Source organism: Komagataeibacter europaeus LMG 18890 (assembly GCF_000285295.1).
Lineage (GTDB): Bacteria > Pseudomonadota > Alphaproteobacteria > Acetobacterales > Acetobacteraceae > Komagataeibacter > Komagataeibacter europaeus.
Genome location: NZ_CADP01000054.1, coordinates 1 through 20,947, shown reverse-complemented (window position 1 = coordinate 20,947; position 20,947 = coordinate 1). Strand labels below are relative to the sequence as shown.

The following is a 20,947-nucleotide window of genomic DNA, read 5'->3' as shown; positions in this document are numbered from 1 at the left end:
CCTCGTGCTCCCTGTCTGCAACCTGCACGGCATGCAGCTCCATCTCGCGGAGATTTCACGCACGGTCGCGCAGGGCGCTCACGCCGTCCTCATTGTGGATCAGGCCGCATGGCATACCAGTCAGAAGCTGGATGTTCCCTACAATATCACCATTCTCCCGCTGCCTCCCCGGGCTCCTGAACTGAACCCGGTGGAAAATCTCTGGCAGTTCCTGCGCAATACATGGCTCTCAAACAGGATCTTCAGAACCTATGACGATATCGTTGATATCGCCTGCCATGCCTGGAACCAGCTCGTCAATCAACCATGGCGCATCATGTCAATCGGACTGCGCAATTGGGCTCATGGGTTATAGCAATCAACGGTTGGTATGAGCCATGCCCGCGCCTTTGCCACGCGCCGCAATCCGGTCAACGGCACCATGAACCGGCTTTATGCAGTGGAACCCACGCAGTCCCTTACAGGCGTTGCGGCGGACCATCGCTTCATTGCAACACCCGCCATGATGAATGAGGTGATCGGACGCCTGTCGGCCCGGCTTTTGCAGAATGAAGCGCCATCGGGCGGTCCTGACTGGCTTTCCCCCGTTGCGGCTGACCTGCGTGCCCACCCCGGCCGGGCCCTGGTGCATCTGGGGCCGGATTACCCGCCCGAAGCACAGGCCGCCGTACTGGCCATGAACGAAGCGCTGGGTGGGCGGGGGCAGGTGTTCGATATTGTTGAATCCCCGCTGTACCAGCCAGCCGTCCCCACCAGCACCCTGACGGCATTGATGGACGACATGGAACGGGGCGCGGTTCAGGCGTTGCTGATCCTGGACGTAAATCCAGCCTGTCAGTCACCACGCTTTGCGGCGGCACTGAAGCACGTGCCCACCAGTATCGCCCTGTCAGACCGCCCGCACGAGACGGCACTGGCCGCACATTGGCATGTGCCCCTTGCGCATGCGATGGAGGAATGGGGCGATGCACGCGGGCATGATGGCACCGTTGCCCTTATCCAGCCACAGGCCATGCCGCTTTATGGCGGGATGAACGCGCTCGGCGCGCTTCATGCCTGCCTGGGCCAGCCCTTGCGCCCGGCCATGGACATGGTGCGCGGGACATGGCGCGACCGGCTTGCGTCATCGCGTGACTGGCACGATGCCCTGGCGGCCGGTGTCATTACGGGCACGGCATCACGGCGCATGGACGTGCCACTGCTGCAGGCGGCGACGCGCGTGGTGTCACCGGCCTGGCCTTCCCGTCCATCTTCCGGACCCGTCCTGCTGCTGCGGCCCGACCCGTATCTGTGGGATGGCCGTGGGGCCAGCAACCCGTGGCTGCAGGAACTCCCGCGTCCTTTGAGCAAGGTGGTATGGGACAACCCGCTGCTGATCCCGCCCGACATGGCGCGGGCCATGAACCTGCATAATGGCGACAGGGTCACCCTGACCCGCGGCGCAACCCGCACGCAGTTACCGGTATGGATACAGCCGGGGCAGGCGACAGGCTGTGTGGTCGGGCTGCTGGGGTGGGGCCGCCGCCAGGCAGGCGGGACGGGCAGTAACGTCGGCTGCGATCTTTATCCGTTCCGTGATGCAACTGGTTCCGTTCAGATCGAGGCGGCGCGTGGGGACAGCATGCCTGTCGCGAGTACGGAACATCATGCCACGCTTATTGATGCATCCCCGTCTGATGTGGCGCGACATGGCACGCTGGCACAGTTTCGTGATCGGCCTGACTTCCTGGCCACCGTGTCCGCGCCAAAGGACACGCTGTACCGCCACGAACCCGATGCGTCCGTGGCCTGGGGCATGAGTATTGACCTCAATGCCTGTATTGGCTGCAACGCGTGTGTGACCGCCTGCCAGGTGGAGAACAACATTCCCGTGGTCGGTCGTGACGAGGTGTTGCGCCAGCGCGAGATGCACTGGCTGCGGATTGACCGTTTCTACGAAGGAACGGAGCATGCGCCCGATACGTTCTTCCAGCCGATGCTCTGCATTCATTGCGAACAGGCCCCGTGCGAGACCGTCTGTCCGGTAGGGGCCACGACGCATGATTCTGAAGGCCTGAATGTCATGGTCTATAATCGGTGTATCGGCACGAAATTCTGCTCCAACAACTGCCCCTACAAGGTCAGGCGGTTCAATTACTTCGCCTTTGCCGAACAGGAAAGCAGGCCCGCCATCAGCCGCAACCCCGATGTATCGGTCAGGACGCGGGGCGTTATGGAAAAATGTACCTTCTGCGTGCAGCGCATCGCTCAGGCCCGCATTGCCGCCGATCGCGATGGAACAGGCGAGCACGTGGTCACCGCCTGTCAGGCCGCATGTCCCACGCAGGCCATAAGTTTCGGGGATATCAACGCCCCCGGGGCCGAGGTGACGCGCCGCAAGGCCAGTCCGCTTGCCTATGCCGCCCTGCCCGAACAGGGCACGCACCCGCGCGTGACCTATGAAGGGCGTATCCTCAACCGCAATCCGGCCATCCCGTCATGAAGGCGGAGGCAGGTGCCGGGGTGGAAGATGACATCCTCGTCTTTCCAGCCGAGACACCACACTCCCTGACGGAACATATCTGCGCCACCACCCTGCATGAGGGCGAGGCGGGCTGGACACCCCTGTGGTGGTGGCTGGGCCTTGGCTTTGCCCTGTCGCTGCTGGGCATGGGGATCATTTCCGTTGCCTGGCTGTTTTATGCGGGCCTGGGCATATGGGGCATCGACTGGCCCGTGGCGTGGGGGTTTGATATCCTCAATTACGTCTGGTGGATCGCCATCGCCTCGGGCGGGACGTTCATTTCCGCCCTGTTTTTCCTGCTGCGCGCACGGTGGCGCACCTCGCTCAACCGGCTGGCCGAAAGCCTGACCCTGTGCGCGGCCCTGTGCGCGGCCATATTTCCCATCCTGCATCTGGGGCGGCCACGGTTTTTCTACTGGCTGTTTCCCTATCCCAATACCATGGGGCTGTGGGCCCAGTTCCGCAGCCCGCTGGTGTGGGATTTCTTTGCAATCCTGGCCTATGTGCTGTGCTCGATCGTGTTCTGGTATTTCGGGCTGCTGCCCGATCTGGCCACCCTGCGTGACCGGGCGCAACGGCGCTGGCAGCAGGTGTTCTATGGCGTGCTGGCGCTGGGGTTTCGTGGTTCGGGGCGGCAGTGGCGGCATTACCAGCCGGTTTATGGGGTCATGGCAGCGCTGATGGCGCCGCTGGTTGTCTCGGTCCACAGCATTGTCGGCATGGATTTCGCGGGGGGCGCCACAACCGGCTGGCATTCAACCCAGTTTCCGCCGTTCTTTGTCTTCGGGGCCGCCCTGTCAGGTTTTGCCATCGTGCTGCTGGCGGTCATACCGCTCCGCCCGGCCATGGGGCTGCAGCCATACATCACGCCGCGGCACCTCAACATACTGGGGTGCCTGCTGCTCACCAGCAGCCTGTGCATGGCCTACGCCTATGTGATGGATGTATTCTCGACCTATTATGGCCCTGACCCGGCGGACAGGATCATGTTCGCCTTCCGGCTGCATGGCCTGTACGCGCCCATCTACTGGGGCACTATCGTGCTCAATATCGTGTTCCCGCAACTGTTATGGTGGCGGGCGATCCGGCTTAACCAGTTAGTGGTATGGCTGGTCTGCCTGGGGGTGCTTGTCGGCATGTGGCTGGAGCGTTTCCAGATCATCGTGAGCAGCCTGGCACGCACGCAGCTTCCTTCCGCCTGGGGACAGTACACGCCCACCGTGTGGGAATGGAGCCTGCTATGCGGCAGTATCGGGCTGTTCCTGACCACTTTCCTCCTGCTCCTGCGCTTCATGCCCATGCTTGCCATGGCCGAGATGCGCACCATGCTCGGTAACCGGTCATGATCGTCGCGGCCTTCGCTACCGAAAACGCGCTGCATGAGGCCGCGGCCGAACTGCGGCGCGACCGGGCCTGCAGGGTCGAAACCTACGGCGCGGCCCCGCCACCCGGTATGGTCACGTCCTCCATCGTGCCGCTGCTCATGCTGGGTGGGGGCATGGCGGGCGCCGTGGGCGGATTTGGCATGCAGGTCTATGCCACGACACTGTCCTATCCGCAGGATATTGGCGGCAGGCCGGCCTTCTCATGGCCTGCCTATATCCCGGCCAGTTTTGAACTGGCGGTCATGGGGGCCATGCTGGCGGGCATTATCGGTTACTTCATGACCGTGCGCCTGCCACGCCTTTATGACCCCGTGGATGAGGCCGGGGCCATGCATGCCGTCATGACAGGCGGCCATGTGGCTGTGGTGCGCGATGGCGATATCGGGGAGGTAATGAATACGCTCACCCGCCACGGCGCGCTGACGATAGAGGAAATCCGGCCATGAGGTGCCCGTGGCCACTGCACGTCCTGCCCGGTACGTTGCTGCTTCTGGTGGCCGGGTGCGATGACATGTCAAGGCAGCATAAGGAAAACCCTTATGCCAGCCCCCGCAGCGCGCCGGCCGATGTCGTGCAGGGCAGCGTGGAATACCATGATGCCCCCCATCATGCGCCCGCCCTGACGGCCACCCTGCTGCAGCGTGGGCGTAATGAATATCATGCCTTCTGCGCGCCGTGTCATGCACGGACGGGGCAGGGTGACGGCATGGTGGTGCAGCGGGGTTTTCCCGCCCCGCTGCCCCTTGCCACCGCCCCGACACGCAGCGCCACGCCAGCGCAGCTTTATGCCATCATCACAACGGGGCAGGGCGTGATGTATGGCTTTGCCCAGCGGATCATGCCCGATGACCGCTGGGCCATCGTGGCCTATCTGTACGCGCTGCGCCGCAGCCAGCAGGCCGTGCTGGCCGACATGACCCCCGCCCAGCGGGCTACCCGGCCATGAACCGTGTCCGGTACAGCGCATTTCTGGTGGCGCCTGTCGCGCTGGCTGGCATGGTGGCTGCTGCCATCTTCATGCCAGCCGCCGCATTTCCCGCATGGCTTGCGGTCGGGGCGGCATGGCTTGGCTGGCCGCTTGGCAGCATGGCGCTCATGCTGGTGCATGCCCTTACGGGCGGGCGCTGGGGGGAAATCCTGCACCCCGCCCTGCGCGCGGGGACTGCAACCCTCCCGCTGGGCCTGCCCGCGCTGGGGGGCGTTATGCTGGGCGCACGCTACCTGTACCCGTGGTTGCACCCGGACAGGGCCATGCCGCTGGCAAACGGCTTCTATCTCAACATGCCTGCCGCGCTGGCACGGGTGGGGATCTATGTGGTTGCGTGGGGCGCACTGGGGCAGGTCTGCCTGCGCGGGCGGGATCTGGGGCGGGTGGCGCCTGCCGGGCTGATCGTACTGGGTTTTACATTCGGCTTTGCGGCGATCGACCTTACGGAATCGCTTGATCCGCATTTCAGTTCCAGTGCTTACGGGCTGGTGGCCTCTGCCGGGGCCGTACTGCTGGCGTTTGCGATAGGGATCGTGCTGGACGCGGCACGGGCAGGCACGGCGGAATTGCGGGATCTGGCGCGCCTGCTGCTGGGGCTTACGGTGCTGTGGGCCTATCTGGATTTCATGCAGTTCCTGATCGTGTGGCAGTCCAACCTGCCGGTAGAGGCAGCATGGTATGGCCCCCGCCTGCGCGGTAGGTGGGGGGTGGTGGCACTGTGTATCATGGGGCTGCACTTTATCCTGCCATTCGTGCTGCTGGCCGTGCCGCGATTACAGGCACTGCGGCCTGTCGTTATGGCAGTGGCCGGGTTGCTGGTGGGCATGGAGGTGGTGCGCAATTTCTGGCTGGTGCTGCCTGGCCTGTCATCCGCATACGTCGTTCCGCCCGTGCTGCTGTCGCTTGCCTTCTTCGGCAGTGCGAGCATTTTTCTGGCTTTCCGCCCCACGATACAGGTGCCGTTCGCAGCACGCGGACCCGAGGGGGAAGATGTCCATGCCTGAGTACAAATCCCAGCCTGGCGCACCACCATCCGGGCATGAAACCCGCGATGTTTCCTTTCGTGCAGTCATGATCGGGGGGCTGGGCATCGGTCTGGCGGTGGGCGGGCTTGTGGTGGCGGCGGATATGCTGTTTCCGCAAAAATCACTCGACCGCCTGCTCAAGCCGCCTTTCCCGGTCATTGCCGAACCCCGGCTGCAATCCGATCCGGTAGCGGACATGGCGGCATTCGCGGCCCGTGAAAAGAACGCCCTGAACAGTTTCGGCTGGACGGACACGGACAGGGGGATCGGCCATATTCCGATTGATCAGGCCATGCAGGAAATCGCCCGCGAAGGCATTCCCGGCTGGCCGGCGGACGCAGGGGCCGCACCATGATGGGATACCGTGCGGCCCTGTTGCGTCATGGCATGGTGCTGGTGGTCGTACTGGCCTGCATTGTGCCGGCATGGTGGATACAGCCTGCCGCGGCGCAGGATACATTGCAGGCGCTGGCTTTTACCCCACGGCAGGGCGCAGTACTGCCGCTTGATGCGCCCTTTACCGATACGTCAGGCCAGACCCGGCCATTGCGGGCCTTTCTGGGGCATGGGGCGACCATTGTATCAATGGGATATTATGCCTGTCCCAACATGTGTGAACTTGAACGCACCGACCTGCTGGACGCGCTGGCGCGGGGGGGGCTGAAAACGCCAGCGGATTACACGCTGCTGGTTGTCAGTATCGACCCGGCGGAAACACGCTTTACGGCGCGGCAGGCGCTTGTGGAAGATCTGGCACGCTTTCCCGACCCGGGGGCGGGGCAGGGATGGCATTTCGTGACCGGCGCGCCCGCCAGCATACGGCGCCTGTCGCGCGCGGTGGGATTTCACGCGCGTTATGATGAAAAACTCCACCAGTACCTGCATCCCATGGGGCTGGTGTTCATAACCCCGGCAGGCATCGTGTCGGGATATGTGCTGGGTATCGGTTACCAGCCGGGTGACGTAAGGCAGGCCGTGGTCCATGCCGCGCGTGGCGAGCAGGCCGGTGCCGCGCCGATCCTGCTTCTGTGCTTTCATTACGATGAAACGACCGGCCGTTATACGCTGGCAGTGGAAAAACTGCTGAAACTGGGCGGCGTTCTGACCGTGCTGATGCTGGGCACCCTGCTGGGCATGGCCCACTGGCGGGGGCAGGGATGAGCTGGCTGCCCGAAGCATCAGCCCATGCCAGCCGGGTCGATATCCTGCTGGCGGGGCTGCTGCTTATCAGCCTGGCGGTGCTCGGGCTGGTATTCGGGCTGATGATGCTCAACATCATCCGCTTCCGCGTTGGCAGCAGGGTGCCCGTCTCGGCGGAGATGGTGGCCCATAAAAGCTGGCGTTTCGAGATTGGCTGGACCGCGACCACGCTGGCTATCTTTTTCATGCTGTTCCTGTGGGCGGCACGGCTTTACGTGGTGGGGTTCCAGCCGCCACCCGGCGCCATCCAGATTTATGTGACAGGCAAGCAGTGGATGTGGAAGGCCCAGTATCCCGGTGGCCAGCGTGAAATCAATGCGCTGCATGTACCAATGGGGCGGCCGGTGCAACTTCTGCTTACGTCGGAAGATGTCATTCATGATTTCTCGATCCCGGTGCTGCGCATCAAGCATGACGTGCTGCCCGGCCGGTACCAGAGCCTTTGGTTCACCGCGACACAGGCGGGGGCATTCCGTTTTTACTGCACGCAGTTCTGTGGCATCGGGCATTCGCGCATGACCGGCACCCTGATTGTCCTGACCCCGACCGATTATGCCAGATGGCTGGGCCAGACCCCTGCCAGCGGCAGCCTTGCGACAAAGGGGGAAGCCCTGTTCATCCACAACGGATGCAGCGGCTGCCATGTATCGCAGCCTTATGCCCCCGGTGCGGATGATACCAGTCGCGCACCGTCCATGGTGGGGCTGTATGGCAGCGAGGTCACCGGCGCGGATGGCCAGCGCATGCGGGTGGATAACGCATTCCTGCACGATGCCATCCTCCACATCGGGGCTGCGCGCGGGCAGGTGGTGACTTACGCCACCCGGATGCCGTCGTACCGCGGCGTGCTGGGGGAGGAGGATCTGGCGGCCCTGATTGCCTATCTCCAGACCCTCTCGCCATCCCGGTCGTCGGGCATGGGCGTATCGGCCGTCAGTGCGCGCAAAGGGGACTGACACAATGGCACCCATATCTGGCCCGGACACCACGCAGCGCAGCTATCTGTGGCAGGATGGCACGGTGCGCTCGTGGCTGCTGACAACCGACCATAAACGGATCGCGCTGTTATACATGGCCTCGATCACCGCGTTTTTCGTGCTTGGCAGCGTTGGCGCGGCCCTGATCCGGCTGCACCTGATTTCCCCCACCGGGGCCATCCTGTCCGATGCGACCTACAGCCGCATGTTCACCATGCACGGCATTGTCATGGTGTGGCTGTTCCTTGTGCCTTCCATACCGGTCACGCTGGGCAATTTTCTCGTGCCCCTCATGCTGGGGGCCAAGGACCTGGCCTTTCCACGCCTGAACCTGATCAGCTGGTACCTGTTCATCATGGCGGGCGCGCTGGTGGTGTACGGCCTGTTCCGTGGCGGGCTGGAAACGGGATGGACCTTCTATACCCCGCTTTCCACCGATTATACGCAAGGTCGCGTGCTGCCGGTCGTGGCGGGGGTGTTCCTGAGCGGGTTTTCCTCCATTGCCACGGGGGTGAATTTCATCATCAGCATCCACCAGCTTCGCGCGCCGGGACTGACATGGTACCGGCTGCCACTCATGCTGTGGGCGCTTTATGCCACCAGCGTCATTTTCGTTCTGGCGACCCCGGTGCTCAGTATTACGCTGCTTCTTCTGGCGTTCGAACATTTCTTTCATGTTGGTGTATTCGACCCCGCGCTGGGGGGGGATCCGCTCCTGTTCCAGCACCTGTTCTGGTTTTATTCCCACCCGGCGGTCTATATCATGATCCTGCCGGGCATGGGCGTGGTCAGCGAGGTTGTGAGCACGTTCTGCCACAAACCGGTTTTTGGCTACCGGTTCGTGGCGTGGTCTTCCATATCCATCGCGGCCATCGGCTTTCTGGTCTGGGGGCATCATATGTTCGTGGCTGGCACATCGCTCTATGCGGCGGTTGTGTTTTCCATGCTGAGCTTTCTGGTATCGGTGCCCTCGGCCATCAAGGTCTTCAACTGGCTGGGCACCATGCATGGTGGCGCCATAAGACTTGACGCCCCGATGCTTTATGCCATGGGGTTCATCGGGCTTTTTACGGTCGGCGGCCTTACGGGGCTGTTTCTGGCTTCCCTTGCCAGCGACGTGCATCTGACCCAGACATATTTCGTGGTGGCGCATTTCCACTACATCATGGTCGGCGGCATGGTATCGGCCTATTTTGCCGGCCTGCATTACTGGTGGCCCAAGATAACAGGGCGCATGTACCCCGAAATGTGGGGGCGTACGGCAGCGGCGCTGCTGTTCTTTGGCTTCAACCTGACATTCTTCCCCCAGTTCATTCTGGGTTATGAGGGCATGCCGCGCCGGTACGCGACCTATCCCGCGCAATTTCAGGTACTTAATGTCCTGTCGTCTGCCGGTGCCAGCATTCTTGCGCTGGCCTATATCCTGCCGTTGATCTACTTCACCTGGTCGCTGTTCCGCGGCGCGCCTGCAACCGACAATCCATGGCAGGCGACCGGGCTGGAATGGCGGACGTCCTCGCCCCCGCCGGTGGAGAATTTCATTACCCCGCCCGTCGTAACACATGAAGCCTATGATTACGCCGCACTGGACCACCCGGACACCGCCCAGCGTGCGGAGGCCCCGCATGTCTGAGCACCCTGAACCCTATGACAGCCCGCAGCACCGCGATGAAACGGCAATAGCCGGCATGTGGCTGTTCCTTGCCAGCGAAATACTGCTGTTTGGCGGTCTGTTCCTGATTTTTGTGGTCTATTCCCATAGCCATGCCGCAGGCTGGGCGCTGGGGGTCAGGCATACCAGCCTTGTGATTGGCGGCATCAATACCGTACTCCTGCTGACCAGCAGCATGGTCTATATCCTTGGTGTAGAAGCCGCACGCAATGGAAATGCGCGTGGCATCATCCAGGCCGGGCTGGGTGCGGCCGCGCTGGGTATGACTTTTCTGTGCCTCAAAGGGTGGGAATGGCATACGGAATTCGGTGAGCACCTGTTTCCCGGACCCGGATTTGCCATCGGCGGCCCACAGGCCGGTGGGGCGCAGCTTTTCTACAGCTTCTATTTTCTCTCCACCGCACTGCATGGTCTGCACATGCTGGTGGGGATCGGGCTGATTGCCTGGGTCTGCCTGCGGACTTACCGGGGCAGGGGCAGGCTGCTCCAGGTCATGCCAGTCGAGGTTGTCGGTCTTTACTGGAGTTTTGTCGATCTGGTCTGGATCCTGCTTTTTCCCGTTCTTTACCTGATCGGGCGGGTATGATGGTACACGTCCTGTCATGCTGGGTTGTGCTGCTGATGCTGCTGGCAGTGGAACTGTTCGTGGCTGCTGCCGGGTCCGGCTGGGGCATTGGCGCCTGTGCCGGAGTGATGGCTCTGCTGATTGCCTATGGCTTCATGCGTATTACGCGGGCCCCCGCGCTGGCCTTTATTTTTGCCGTTGGTGGTCTGTTCTGGCTGTCCATCCTGCTTGCGCTGGGCAGCCTGGACAGTTTTACACGCACCAATTTCCCGGTAGGCGATACGTTATCTTCCACTGCGCACGACCCGCGCACACCGCCTGATACCGCGCCCTGATGCAAAATTATTTGCCGCGCGTCACAAACCGGGCAGCACTGCAGCCATTATCTGAAGCCGGACATTCCATGAACCACAGGTCAGCAATAGACACCGGACCGGTTGAGCTGCAGCAGCGCACTGCCGCATCACCGGAGGTCGTGGCTGTGGCAGGTTGATCATTTGCCGTCTCTGATCACGCGACAGCGAACGGAGGTATTACGTAAAGAATCCCGTTCCACCAGCAGTTCGCCAACCTTCGCATGCAGCTTCGCCACGTCAACCGGCCGTGCCGACCTGCCTTACATCAACTGGATGTGGCTCTTGAACCCCAACAGGGCTGCGTCACGCAGGTTGGATTGGGCATTGGGGTGAATATAATATTCGAACAGTGGGGTGAAGATAACGCCCGGCATGACGTGTATGGCATAGTTTGCTTCCATGACGACCGTATCGCGCTGCACGCCGGTTGCATGGTTGGGCAGGCTGCTTCTGTTGCCGGTGTCGATCATGTCCTGTTCCGTCATCGTCACGCCATCGGCGATCCGTGTATAGGTCAGGGCGAAGCCCATCGTGTCATACGGACGCGCGCGGAAGTAACCGCGATTGATCAGCGCGGCATACACAAGATATTTGCGCAGTGACGTACGCGGGTCGTTATATATCGCGCCGGACAGCGCGGTAAGGCCGGAATCCTTGTCGTGATAATGCAGCAGGCGCTGGTCGAACATGACCCATGTGGACCATGACGCGCCATGCTGCCTTTGTTTGCGGCCCGTCAGCGCGTAGGGCGCGCCGGCCACGTCAAGGTAATTGTCGTTCTGCGGTGTGCTGAACAGCTGTGCGCCGAATTTGTAATGCCCCGGCAGGGTGCCATGGCGGAACACGGGTTCCCATGCGGTTTCGATCGGCGCGGCATAACCGATGATGTTTGCGCCATTGAACTTGAAACCGGTGCGGTGCTGGTACACCTGATAAATCCCGTCTTCAATCGGGTACAGGCCGGTCTGCACGTAAACCGACCGGGCAGGACGGCCACGCACGCGGAACCCCCATGTGCCCGCGGGGTAGCCCGCGTCGTAATTGGTGTCGGTAATGCCCTTGGGCCGTCCGCAGAAACTGCCGTTCTGGAAGTTGCAGAACAGGGGGCTGGCCGCGAAATCCGATATTTCGGACATGCGGCCTGCGGCAATCGCCAGCCGCCCGCCCAGAAGCGTTTCCTCCCCATAGGCATAGACAAGGTGGACCACCACGTTGCCGCCGCCGCCGTAATCTTCGGATGCATGGTTCAGCCAGTCGCCAAACATGCGGTTGGCGGTCGTGCCGTATCGGCCCACGGTTATCATATGGGTGGCGAACCCGTGCCAGCCCGCCAGCTTGTCCCAGTCCACGTCCAGCTGCATGGCGTACTGTCCGGCATTGCTGGCCCCCTGCTTGTAATTGCTGAACCCCGGCGTGCTGCCCCGCGTGGGCGGCGTGATCGCACCGGCGAATTCATTGGTATTGTCCACAAGGAAGTTGATGCCGCGACGGCGCAGCCATTTTGACACGGGGTTGGGGGCCACCGCTTCGGGTTGGGAAAACGGCGGCACCCATGTCTTGTGCGAGTCATGCTTTGGCAGCGGGCGTGACACCAGCAGGCTGGGGGCCGATCCGATATCACGATCCATGACCTGTGCCCCTGCGGGCATGACCCCGTACAGCAGGCAGCCCAGCGCAAGGGCGGTCGCCTGAAGCGCCATATTGCGCTCGCGCACGGGTATTGCGGTATCCGGAAACAGCATGATGCGTCCCTTCAATGCACGAAAATGGAAGCAATCAGGCAGAAGACCAGCCCGCATACCGCAATCAGCGTTTCCAGCACCGACCACGTTTTTATGGTCTGCGGTACGGTCAGGCCCAGATATTCCTTGATCTGCCAGAAACCGGCGTCATTCATCGGGCCGAAGGCAACCGATCCCGCCCCGGTCACCAGCACCATCAGTTCAGCTGAGACCCCGGTGCTGTGTTCCAGGATGGGGGCGACAATGCCCGACGCTGTCGCCATCGCCACGGTGGACGACCCGCACGCCACGCGCACGATGGCCGCCAGCACCCATGCCAGTACCAGCAGGGGCATGTGCGCGCCAAGGGCTGCATCGGTGATGGCGCGCGATACCCCGCTGTCGATCAGCACCCGGCCAAAGCCGCCGCCCGCGCCGATCAGCAGCATGATGAGTGCCGTTGGGCCAAGGCATTCGTTGGTAAAGCGCAGGATGGTGGCGGCCGAAAAACCCTGCGCCACCCCCAGCACGTAAAAGGACAGCAGCGTTGCCAGCGCAAGTGCTATGTCCGTATTACCCACGAAATGCAGCACCGTATTGGCCGTACCGTGTACCGTCGTGATTCGGTCGGCCATCGACCCGACCAGCATCAGGACAACAGGTGAAAGGATGGTAAAAACCGTCAGGAAGAAGCTCGGCATATTGGTCGCCGGTTCGTGTTTGACGAACTGTTCCGCCAGCGGGTTTACCCCGCTCAGCGGCACGCGGGCAGAGGCAAAGCGGCCAAAGACCGGCCCGGCAATCACTGCGATGGGTGTGCCAATTATGATACCCAGCATGATCGTATGGCCGATATTGGCGTGATATGCGCTAAGGGCCAGCAACGCTGCCGGATGCGGCGGAATAAGCGCATGCGTGACCGACAATGCCGCCCCCATGGGCAACGCCACCCGCAGCAGGGGCATATTGGTGCGGTCCGCCAGCACGAATACCAGTGGAATGAGCAGGACGAAGCCCACCTCAAAAAACACAGGCAGGCCAATCAGCAGGCCAATCACCATCATGGCCCAGTCCACGCGTTCGCGCCCCGCGAACCCGGATATGGTCAGTGCAATACGGTCAGCTCCGCCGGATTCCGCCAGCATCTTGCCCAGCATGGTGCCAAGCGCGATGACGGTGCCAACATGGCCGAGTACATGGCCCGCGCCATTTTCAAAGGACGCAACGACATGATCCGCCGGCATGCCGGCAAAAAGGGCAAGGGCTATGGATACGATGAAAAGAACAATGAAGGGGTTCAGACGGAACCGGGCGATCAGGACAATAACGGCCAGAATTGCCGTTACCGCAAGAGAGATGGCAAATGCCGCGCTCATCCCATAAACACTCCCATGGTTTGACACAACGCCTAACGCCTGCGGTTGATGGGAAGGTCAAACCATAAAGAAAATGTTATAAAAACATCATTTGTCCTATAATTGTTCTGATACTTGTGGCGGGAACCTAAATAAAAATAGACATCAAAACTAAAAACATACATGTCTTTTACAGAAAGATTTTTTATGAATTGTGCAATGCACAATGTCTGGTACAGCCCCATCGGGGATGACAGGTTACCCGTCATGATCATGTAGCTTTTCCACACAGGCAACGGGTCTGCGGCATGATTGCGCTGCCGCACGCGCAGACGTGTGAGGGCATGGACGCGTGGTCCTGCTATGATCATGGTCCTGATAACACAGACGGACATTGTCATGCAGGACGATACTCTTTTTTCACTGGCCGGAAGACGCGCGCTTGTTACCGGAGCCTCCCGCGGCATCGGCCTGACCCTGGCGCGTGGCCTTGGCCGGTATGGGGCGAAAATTGTGCTGAATGGCCGCCATCCCGAACCGCTGGAGGTCGCCCGCGCCATGCTGGAACGCGAAGGGGTGGATGCCGCGATCGCGCCCTTTGACGTGACTGATCAGGATGCCGTCATTGCAGGGGTTGAAAAGATAGAGAGCGAATACGGGCCGATTGATATCCTGATCAACAATGCCGGTATCCAGCGCCGTGCGCCGCTGGACCAGTTCAGCCGGGCGGACTGGGATGCCCTGATTGCCACGAACCTTAACGCGGTTTTCTTTGTCGGGCAGGCCGTGGCAAGGCATATGCTGCCACGTGGGCGGGGGAAGATCGTCAATATCTGTTCGGTACAGAGCGAACTGGCACGGCCAGGCATCGCGCCCTATACCGCAACCAAGGGGGCGGTCAAAAACCTGACCAAGGGCATGGCAACGGACTGGGCGCGTCATGGTCTGCAGATTAATGGGCTTGCACCGGGTTACTTTAAAACGGAAATGAATGAAAAGCTGGTGGCCGACCAGGCGTTCACCCAATGGCTGTGCCAGCGCACGCCTGCCGGTCGGTGGGGGAATGTAGAGGAACTTGTCGGGGCGGCTGTCTTTCTGTCTTCCGATGCCTCAAGCTTTGTCAACGGGCATGTGCTCATGGTTGACGTGGGCATAACCGCTTCCGTGTAAACGGAAGCCGGGCTTCTTACCCATTTCTGTCAGTAAGGTTGGGCAGAGATGGGTAGCGTCCTTTCAACTGCTCAGGGACAGCAGGATCTTGGCGGCCTGCCTGCGATCTGGCGCCAGGGCAAAGGCTGCGGCAAATTCGCTCAGGGGAAATTGCTGGGTGACCAGAATATCGGCAATTTCAGGCCGTTCGGCCAGTAGGGCAAGGGCTGCATCAAATTCCGTGTCAAAACGGAAAGTGCCCCTGAAATCGAGTTCACGGTTGATGATCTGGGCAATCGGCACGGGTATGTCCCCTGGCGGGAACATGCCAACCTGCACCAGTATGCCGCCCCGCCGTGTACGGGCTATGGCCGCAGGCAGGGCGGCTGGCACGCCTGTGGCCTCAAACAGGATATCGAATTCTTCTTCCACTGTGGTATGGCGGGTGTTGTAGCACCTGCTTGCGCCCAGCCGGGTTGCGCATTGCAGTGGAAAATCCTCCAGGTCCGTTGCCACAATACGTTCTGCCCCGTGATGGACCAGCCCCGCCACGATTAACAGCCCGATTGGCCCCACACCCTGCACCATCACGCTACGACCGCGTACATTGCCCGCGCGCGCAATGGCATGCAGGGCCACGGATAAGGGTTCGGCAAGACAGGCCCGGCGGGGCGTCAGGCCGGGGGGAAGGGTATGGAGTTGCGCCGCCTTGACAGTCATCGCCCGACGAAAGCCGCCATCGGTATGGGGATCACGTGCGGCACTTCCCAAAAAGCGCATGTTGCGGCACAGGTTGCGCTGTCCGCGCATACATTCGGGGCAGTGACCACACGGCTGTGCCGGATGAATGGCGACGGCCTCGCCTACGGAAAAGCCTTTAACATCGCTGCCTAGCGCATCAATGATGCCCGATACTTCATGCCCCAGAACCATGGGAGCGTGCAGCACAGACGCCCCCATGGGCAAAATAATGTAGGTCCGAACCGCATATGCCGCCCCAGGCCATATTTACCCGCACTTCATCGGAGCCGGGATGGAGTATGGAAACGGGATCCAGCCTCAGGTCATGCGGCGCATGGATAACCAGTGCCTCGGTCAGGCAGGAACCGACGTTTTTTTGACTTGCTTCAGCGTACACGTTCAGGATGCTCCCCGCCTGTAACAGGACCGCCGCCTCGTAAGGACGATAGGCCATTTTCCTGTTTTTTTTGAGCCGACATGACAGCCCTGGACAGGGCATGGCACAAAAATAAGGCTGCGCTCACTCTAACGAGACAGCAGACGGTCTGGTTTCCAGCATGAGCAGGGACGACGATCGTCGGTGGAAACGGATCAGGTGCTGCGCGCATGGTCGCCTGAATATTGTCCAGCCTGAGGCGTCCGTATCGAAGACTGGGGCGGTCAGTACTTCACGCAATGCCTATACGCTACCATTTTACTGGATTTATTCATCCCGTTTCTGTCAGGATAAGACGACCTTGCGCGTCAACGGGCAGAGAAATGATTACTTTCCTATTCGTTCCCTGTTCAGAGAGGCGAAGGCTTATCACTTTATCATGATAATATTCGGTAGGATACGCAATGTATGATACTGGACAGGATACGGTTTCACTCTCACGTAGATTTGGTGAGGCAGGACGACCGTGTGTGCTGATTGTTATGGGCGTGTCAGGTTGTGGCAAGAGTACACTGGCCCAACTGATGGCTGAACGGATGGCCTGGCCCCTTATCGAAGGGGACGACCTGCACCCTCCCGCCAATATCGCGCGAATGAGCAACGGCATTCCGTTGACCGATATGGATCGTACGCCATGGCTTGATCTTATTGCTGGCCGGATACAGTCATGGCGCGATGCAGGCCAGTGTGGCATTGTGACGTGTTCATCGCTCAAGCGCAGCTACCGTAGACAGATTGGTGGCGACAGCGCGGATGTCTGCTTTGTCTATCTCAAGGGCAGCAGGGAGGACATCATGCCCCGTCTGTACCAGCGCACCGGTCATTTCATGCCGGTTGCCATGCTGGACAGCCAGTTCGCCACGCTGGAGGAACCCGACATGCATGAGGAAGTGGTCATGGTTCTGGATGTCAACGCCCCGCAGGAGCATCTGGCTGAACGGGCCTGTGCACATCTGGCACAGTTTTCCCTGTAAAAAACACGGCATGCCGTGACCGGTATTCCCTCACTATCTGATACCGAAACTTCCGAAGTCCTGGCCCACAAGTGTGCGTGTTTTAGGGCTTGTTAGACCATGAATGACAGAACGGATTGCATCGCTGTTTATGATGAGCATGATGCAGCCTGTCATTTCCGATGCCGCATGGTCCGTCTGGGAGCCTTTGATTGAGGAAATCTGCCCGAAAGGCAGAACCTCACCGAGGAACTTTCGGCGGACGATATTCGCGATTTTCTGGCGCCATCGAAACGGCGCGAAGTGGTGGACGCGTCAGATCCCAGGGAGCCGCGCTCAGCGCTGCATCGCTATCTTCAGCGTCATGGGATTCCATGCCTGCCTGACATTGAAGGGGACAAACCGAAGCGTCAGCGCTTCAGACGCTACCCGATCGGGTTCTTCCACCTCGATATCGCCGAGGTCCAGACTGCTGAAGGTAAGTCGTATCTCTTTGTGACCATGGACCGGACGAGCAAGTTTGCGGTAGTGCAACTCGCGGACAAGGCCACCAGAAGAACAGCCCTGGACCAATGGCCAGGGTCGAGCGGATGAACCGCACGATCATGGAAACAACTGTCAAACACTTCCATTACGACGGCCATGAGCAGTTGAGGACTCACCTCAATGATCTCATGGCCGCCTGTAATTTCGGGCGAAGGCTCAAGACCCTCAAAGGTCTCACGCCCTATGAATACATCTGCAACGAGACGCGTCAGTTCGATGATATATGCGACCGATTACTTTAAAGGCATGCGTGCCGCAGTAACCTCGATTTCAACCAGCCAGCCCGGATTGGCCAGACGGGCAACGCCAAAGGCCGACCGGACCGGCAGATCCGGCTGTTTGTCAGTACCATAAAACTGGGTGTAGGCCTTCATCATCCCGTCAAAATCGAGTTTGCCCAGCTTGGGATCATCAACCATGTAGATATGCATCTGCACGACATCGCCCATGCCCAGACCCAGCTTTTTCAGTTCATCCTGAATACGCCGCAGGGCAGCAAAGGTCTGGGCCTGCGTGTCCCCATAGGCGGCAAGGGTGTGCGGGTCCGCCTTCTTGTCCTGCACCGGCGCGCCCATGCCGCTGAGGTAGATGGTGCTCGCCCCGGCTGGAACCTCGATAGACGAGGCAATGGGAAATTTGCCTGCGGAGTGACGCACGATACCGTCATCGGCCCAGGCAGGGACGGCACCAGCCATGCCCGTCATGATGGTCAGGCCCGCAACTGTCTTCTTAAGGTTGAACATCTGTCTACTGCTCCTGCGGTGATGTGGCGGGTCGCTGGGCGGCGACATCGGCCGGTGTAATGGCATCCGTATAATGATTGCCAAAATGCGTGCGGATGTAATTGACCACATTGGCAATCTGGTCATCTTTTAGCGTGCCCGAAAACCATGGCATGCCGCCATATCCGTTCATGATGACATAAACCGGATAGGCACTGCTCTGCAGTTTTGCATTGCCGGCAAAGGCGGGGAACTGCGCGCCTGCCCCGGTCGCCCCCTTGCCGTCGGGCATGTGACAGCCCTGGCAGACATGGCGATATACGTCCTCGCCCGTGTTCAGGGGCTGTACCTCACCCACAACAGCGCTGGCGCTATCCGCCCGCGCGGGATGGGAGGTGGCCAGAAGCGGCAGGGCGGCAAGAACGGAAAGGAAAAGGATCTTGCGCATCAGCTGGCTCCCTGTGCCCGTTTATGCAGTTGGGTTACGGCATCCAGCGCGGACAGGATGGCCCCTTCCTGCCAGCAGCCCACATAGGATGCATGTTCACCAGCCAGCACGATGCGGTTGTCCATCGTGCACAGGGCCTTGTAATGGGTCTTGCGGGCCTGTTCGCTCCACATGGAGCAGCAGCCCATGGTCCAGGGCACGCGGCTCCATGCAAAACTGACGCCGTTGGAAAATTCCTTGCGGTATTGCTTATGGAAGACCTCACCTTGTGCAAGGGCATGTTCGATCCGCTCCTGCGGGGTCATGCCGGCAAAATCATATGCGGCCGGACCAAACATGTAGCCCCCCAGCAGGACCGCTGGCCCGCGGGAGAAGTAGCCATGGCTGGGATAGGAAATCTGGCTGATCGGCTGGTCGGTAAAGCTGATGCCGCCATAGATCTGGTCATCCTCCTCCCAGAACCGGCGCTTGAATTCCAGCCCCAGCTTGACGGAGGAAGCATAGGGCACCGCCATGATCGCAGCCTTGAGCGGTGCGCCAACCTGCACGTCAAGCTGAGACAGGATGGGAAGCGGGATGGTGCACACGCAGAAATCGGCCTGCGCCTCACGCACGGCACCGCCATGGGTCATATCGTTATAGGTAACCGTTACGCCCCTGTCGTCCTGATGGATCGCGGTGACCTTGCAGTTCAGGGTGATCAGGTCATGCACCTGCCTGTTGAAGCCCTTGCCGATCATGTCCATGCCGCCCACGGGCTGGAACATGGTGGTCTGCATGTCCAGACGTTCATGGAAGGCCAGCCATGTCCACAGGCCGGAGCGCATGACATCCTTGCGGGCAAATGGCTCGGACGGGATGGGCGCGCCATTTATGCCGCCACCCTGCGCCTTTTCGTAACCACGGGTTTCGGAACTGATAATACCTTTGCTGTAATTCAGCCCGGAATCCAGACTGCCCCACCGCCGCATGGCGGTCATGATGTGATCATGCTCATCGGCCGAAACCATGTCATCAAGCTTGTGCTGGTTGATCGCCTTGCCCAACAGTTCCGCCGTGAAACCATGAAAATCCGAGGCGAATTCCCGATACCGGACCGGCTTGCCGTCAAACGCCCGGCTCGAATGAAGCCATGAATTGTGGTTCAGTTCCACAAACGGTTCCAGTTCCACCCCGAATTCGCGGCAGTAATGCAGCAGGCCCTGATGGTGGTAGGGAATACGCCACGGACCCGGATTGATGTAATTGCCGGATGCGAAACCGACCTTCTGGGTAACACCTCCCAGCTCGGTTACGGTATCGCCCCCACGCAGGCTGATATTACGGCCACCGGCGCGGTTCTGGAATTCCAGAACCTGCACGTGGTAGCCTGCCTTGCGCAGTTCATAGGCGGCAAGCATGCCCGCGAGCCCGGCCCCCAGAACCAGCACGCGTGTGCCACGTTTTGCACCGGACAGGACGGGGGGCGCTGTAAAGTCCGTGCCCTGCGCATGCCCCATGGACGTCATGGCCTGATACAGTGCCGCACTGCCGGCAAGGGTGCCGATCCGGGTTAGAAGTTGCCTGCGCGTGGGCGCCTTGCGCGGATGAGCGTTTGTCACCAGAAAATTCCCATAATATCGACTGTGGTAAAGGTGGCTTCCATTGGATCGGACCGATTCCGACCGAACACGATGCCAGCAGGTACGAAGATCATGCCCCCCAGGAAAATTAGGTACACTTCAGAAATAATACAGAAAAACAGAAGCCTGTCACGCCTGCCCGTCAGTAAAATGCCCATGACTCCCGTCATGGGCATTTTGGCTTCAAATCTTAGTGTCTGACCGAAAATGAGTTGAGTGATTTCAGCGGGTTATGATTCATGGGTTTGCGATAACCTGATGAGATCAAGATGGCCTGGACTGAAATCACCCGAGCGCAGTATCAAAGGGACGACCTGGAGTATGCAAGCGACCTTCGCGATGCGGAGTGGGCGCTGATTGCGCCTTTGATGCCCGAGAGGAAACGACTGGGGAGACCACGACGTACGGATTTGCGCCGGGTCATGGAGGCGATCCTCTATATCGTCACTACGGGTTGCCAGTGGCGACAATTGCCTCGTCATTTTCCCGCCTTCACGACCGTGCAGGGCTATTTCTACCGTTGGATCCGCGAGGGACGATGGGAAGCCATGAACCATATTCTCGTGATCCTGTCGCGTGAGCA

At 60.3% G+C, this 20,947-nt stretch carries 21 protein-coding genes and 3 pseudogenes; 16 read left to right on the top strand and 8 right to left on the bottom strand.

Going from position 1 to position 20,947, the window contains the following annotated elements; genetic code table 11:
- The 12 genes from GEU01_RS13880 to GEU01_RS13825 all read left to right on the top strand — a co-directional run.
- Nucleotides 1–355 (top strand): transposase (locus GEU01_RS13880; RefSeq protein WP_019086449.1); only part of this gene is annotated, 355 nt, incomplete at its 5' end.
- Between the two features lie 15 nt (nucleotides 356–370).
- Nucleotides 371–2,482, top strand: a complete 2,112-nt coding sequence (locus tag GEU01_RS22865) for a 4Fe-4S dicluster domain-containing protein (RefSeq protein WP_019086573.1) — start codon at nucleotides 371–373, stop codon at nucleotides 2,480–2,482.
- Complete coding sequence (nrfD, locus tag GEU01_RS13870; protein ID WP_019086572.1) at nucleotides 2,479–3,849, top strand: NrfD/PsrC family molybdoenzyme membrane anchor subunit; 1,371 nt, start codon at nucleotides 2,479–2,481, stop codon at nucleotides 3,847–3,849. Before GEU01_RS22865 ends, nrfD begins: the two co-directional genes overlap by 4 nt.
- Nucleotides 3,846–4,334 (top strand): DUF3341 domain-containing protein, encoded by a 489-nt coding sequence (locus GEU01_RS13865; RefSeq protein ID WP_019086571.1) that lies wholly within the window; start codon nucleotides 3,846–3,848, stop codon nucleotides 4,332–4,334. The genes nrfD and GEU01_RS13865 overlap by 4 nt, the downstream gene beginning before the upstream one ends.
- Nucleotides 4,331–4,834, top strand: coding sequence for a c-type cytochrome (locus tag GEU01_RS13860; RefSeq protein WP_019086570.1), 504 nt, complete (start codon nucleotides 4,331–4,333; stop codon nucleotides 4,832–4,834). The genes GEU01_RS13865 and GEU01_RS13860 overlap by 4 nt, the downstream gene beginning before the upstream one ends.
- Nucleotides 4,831–5,880, top strand: coding sequence for a hypothetical protein (locus tag GEU01_RS13855; protein WP_019086569.1), 1,050 nt, complete (start codon nucleotides 4,831–4,833; stop codon nucleotides 5,878–5,880). Before GEU01_RS13860 ends, GEU01_RS13855 begins: the two co-directional genes overlap by 4 nt.
- Nucleotides 5,873–6,256, top strand: a complete 384-nt coding sequence (locus tag GEU01_RS13850) for a hypothetical protein (protein ID WP_232272538.1) — start codon at nucleotides 5,873–5,875, stop codon at nucleotides 6,254–6,256. The genes GEU01_RS13855 and GEU01_RS13850 overlap by 8 nt, the downstream gene beginning before the upstream one ends.
- Complete coding sequence (locus GEU01_RS13845) at nucleotides 6,253–7,062, top strand: SCO family protein (protein ID WP_019086567.1); 810 nt, start codon at nucleotides 6,253–6,255, stop codon at nucleotides 7,060–7,062. The genes GEU01_RS13850 and GEU01_RS13845 overlap by 4 nt, the downstream gene beginning before the upstream one ends.
- On the top strand, nucleotides 7,059–8,057 hold the full coding sequence (coxB, locus tag GEU01_RS13840; protein WP_019086566.1) for a cytochrome c oxidase subunit II: 999 nt from the start codon (nucleotides 7,059–7,061) through the stop codon (nucleotides 8,055–8,057). Before GEU01_RS13845 ends, coxB begins: the two co-directional genes overlap by 4 nt.
- Nucleotides 8,058–8,061: 4 nt before the next feature.
- Nucleotides 8,062–9,711, top strand: coding sequence for a cytochrome c oxidase subunit I (locus GEU01_RS13835; RefSeq protein ID WP_019086565.1), 1,650 nt, complete (start codon nucleotides 8,062–8,064; stop codon nucleotides 9,709–9,711).
- On the top strand, nucleotides 9,704–10,336 hold the full coding sequence (locus GEU01_RS13830) for a cytochrome c oxidase subunit 3 (protein WP_019086564.1): 633 nt from the start codon (nucleotides 9,704–9,706) through the stop codon (nucleotides 10,334–10,336). Before GEU01_RS13835 ends, GEU01_RS13830 begins: the two co-directional genes overlap by 8 nt.
- On the top strand, nucleotides 10,333–10,650 hold the full coding sequence (locus GEU01_RS13825; protein ID WP_019086563.1) for a hypothetical protein: 318 nt from the start codon (nucleotides 10,333–10,335) through the stop codon (nucleotides 10,648–10,650). Before GEU01_RS13830 ends, GEU01_RS13825 begins: the two co-directional genes overlap by 4 nt.
- 86 nt (nucleotides 10,651–10,736) lie before the next feature.
- Here GEU01_RS13825 and GEU01_RS26885 read toward each other — a convergent pair.
- The 4 genes and pseudogenes from GEU01_RS26885 to GEU01_RS26880 form a co-directional block, all read right to left on the bottom strand.
- Nucleotides 10,737–10,916, bottom strand: a pseudogene (locus GEU01_RS26885) (IS3 family transposase); the annotation flags it as partial.
- Nucleotides 10,917–10,931: 15 nt separating this feature from the next.
- Nucleotides 10,932–12,413 (bottom strand): carbohydrate porin, encoded by a 1,482-nt coding sequence (locus GEU01_RS13820; RefSeq protein WP_026018751.1) that lies wholly within the window; start codon nucleotides 12,411–12,413, stop codon nucleotides 10,932–10,934.
- A gap of 11 nt (nucleotides 12,414–12,424) precedes the next feature.
- On the bottom strand, nucleotides 12,425–13,768 hold the full coding sequence (locus tag GEU01_RS13815) for a GntT/GntP/DsdX family permease (protein ID WP_019086561.1): 1,344 nt from the start codon (nucleotides 13,766–13,768) through the stop codon (nucleotides 12,425–12,427).
- Nucleotides 13,769–13,800: 32 nt separating this feature from the next.
- Complete coding sequence (locus tag GEU01_RS26880; RefSeq protein ID WP_232272539.1) at nucleotides 13,801–14,148, bottom strand: hypothetical protein; 348 nt, start codon at nucleotides 14,146–14,148, stop codon at nucleotides 13,801–13,803.
- Here GEU01_RS26880 and GEU01_RS13805 point away from each other — a divergent pair.
- On the top strand, nucleotides 14,111–14,917 hold the full coding sequence (locus GEU01_RS13805; protein WP_019086559.1) for an SDR family NAD(P)-dependent oxidoreductase: 807 nt from the start codon (nucleotides 14,111–14,113) through the stop codon (nucleotides 14,915–14,917). The two genes, GEU01_RS26880 and GEU01_RS13805, sit on opposite strands and share 38 nt — an antisense overlap.
- 63 nt (nucleotides 14,918–14,980) lie before the next feature.
- On the opposite strand, the pseudogene GEU01_RS22855 reads toward GEU01_RS13805, so the two are convergent.
- Nucleotides 14,981–16,091: pseudogene (locus GEU01_RS22855) on the bottom strand (L-idonate 5-dehydrogenase).
- A 386-nt stretch (nucleotides 16,092–16,477) separates the two neighbouring features.
- On the opposite strand from GEU01_RS22855, the gene GEU01_RS13795 reads away from it, so the two are divergent.
- Both GEU01_RS13795 and GEU01_RS24435 read left to right on the top strand, forming a co-directional pair.
- Nucleotides 16,478–17,047, top strand: coding sequence for a gluconokinase (locus GEU01_RS13795; protein WP_026018750.1), 570 nt, complete (start codon nucleotides 16,478–16,480; stop codon nucleotides 17,045–17,047).
- 300 nt (nucleotides 17,048–17,347) lie between these two features.
- A pseudogene (locus GEU01_RS24435) lies at nucleotides 17,348–17,814 on the top strand (IS481 family transposase); the annotation flags it as partial.
- Here the strand turns inward: GEU01_RS24435 and GEU01_RS13780 are convergent.
- The 3 genes from GEU01_RS13780 to GEU01_RS13770 are packed head-to-tail and all read right to left on the bottom strand — an operon-like array spanning nucleotide 17,806 to nucleotide 20,343.
- Nucleotides 17,806–18,315, bottom strand: a complete 510-nt coding sequence (locus GEU01_RS13780) for a RidA family protein (RefSeq protein WP_019086555.1) — start codon at nucleotides 18,313–18,315, stop codon at nucleotides 17,806–17,808. The pseudogene GEU01_RS24435 and the gene GEU01_RS13780 sit on opposite strands and share 9 nt — an antisense overlap.
- Nucleotides 18,316–18,319: 4 nt before the next feature.
- Nucleotides 18,320–18,742 (bottom strand): c-type cytochrome, encoded by a 423-nt coding sequence (locus GEU01_RS13775; protein ID WP_019086554.1) that lies wholly within the window; start codon nucleotides 18,740–18,742, stop codon nucleotides 18,320–18,322.
- Nucleotides 18,742–20,343 carry a flavin monoamine oxidase family protein gene (locus GEU01_RS13770; RefSeq protein ID WP_026018749.1) on the bottom strand — a complete coding sequence of 534 codons (1,602 nt, stop codon included), beginning with the start codon at nucleotides 20,341–20,343 and terminating at the stop codon, nucleotides 18,742–18,744. The genes GEU01_RS13775 and GEU01_RS13770 overlap by 1 nt, the downstream gene beginning before the upstream one ends.
- A gap of 290 nt (nucleotides 20,344–20,633) precedes the next feature.
- Here GEU01_RS13770 and GEU01_RS13760 point away from each other — a divergent pair.
- A partial coding sequence (locus GEU01_RS13760) for a transposase (RefSeq protein WP_019086551.1) occupies nucleotides 20,634–20,947 on the top strand: 314 nt, incomplete at its 3' end.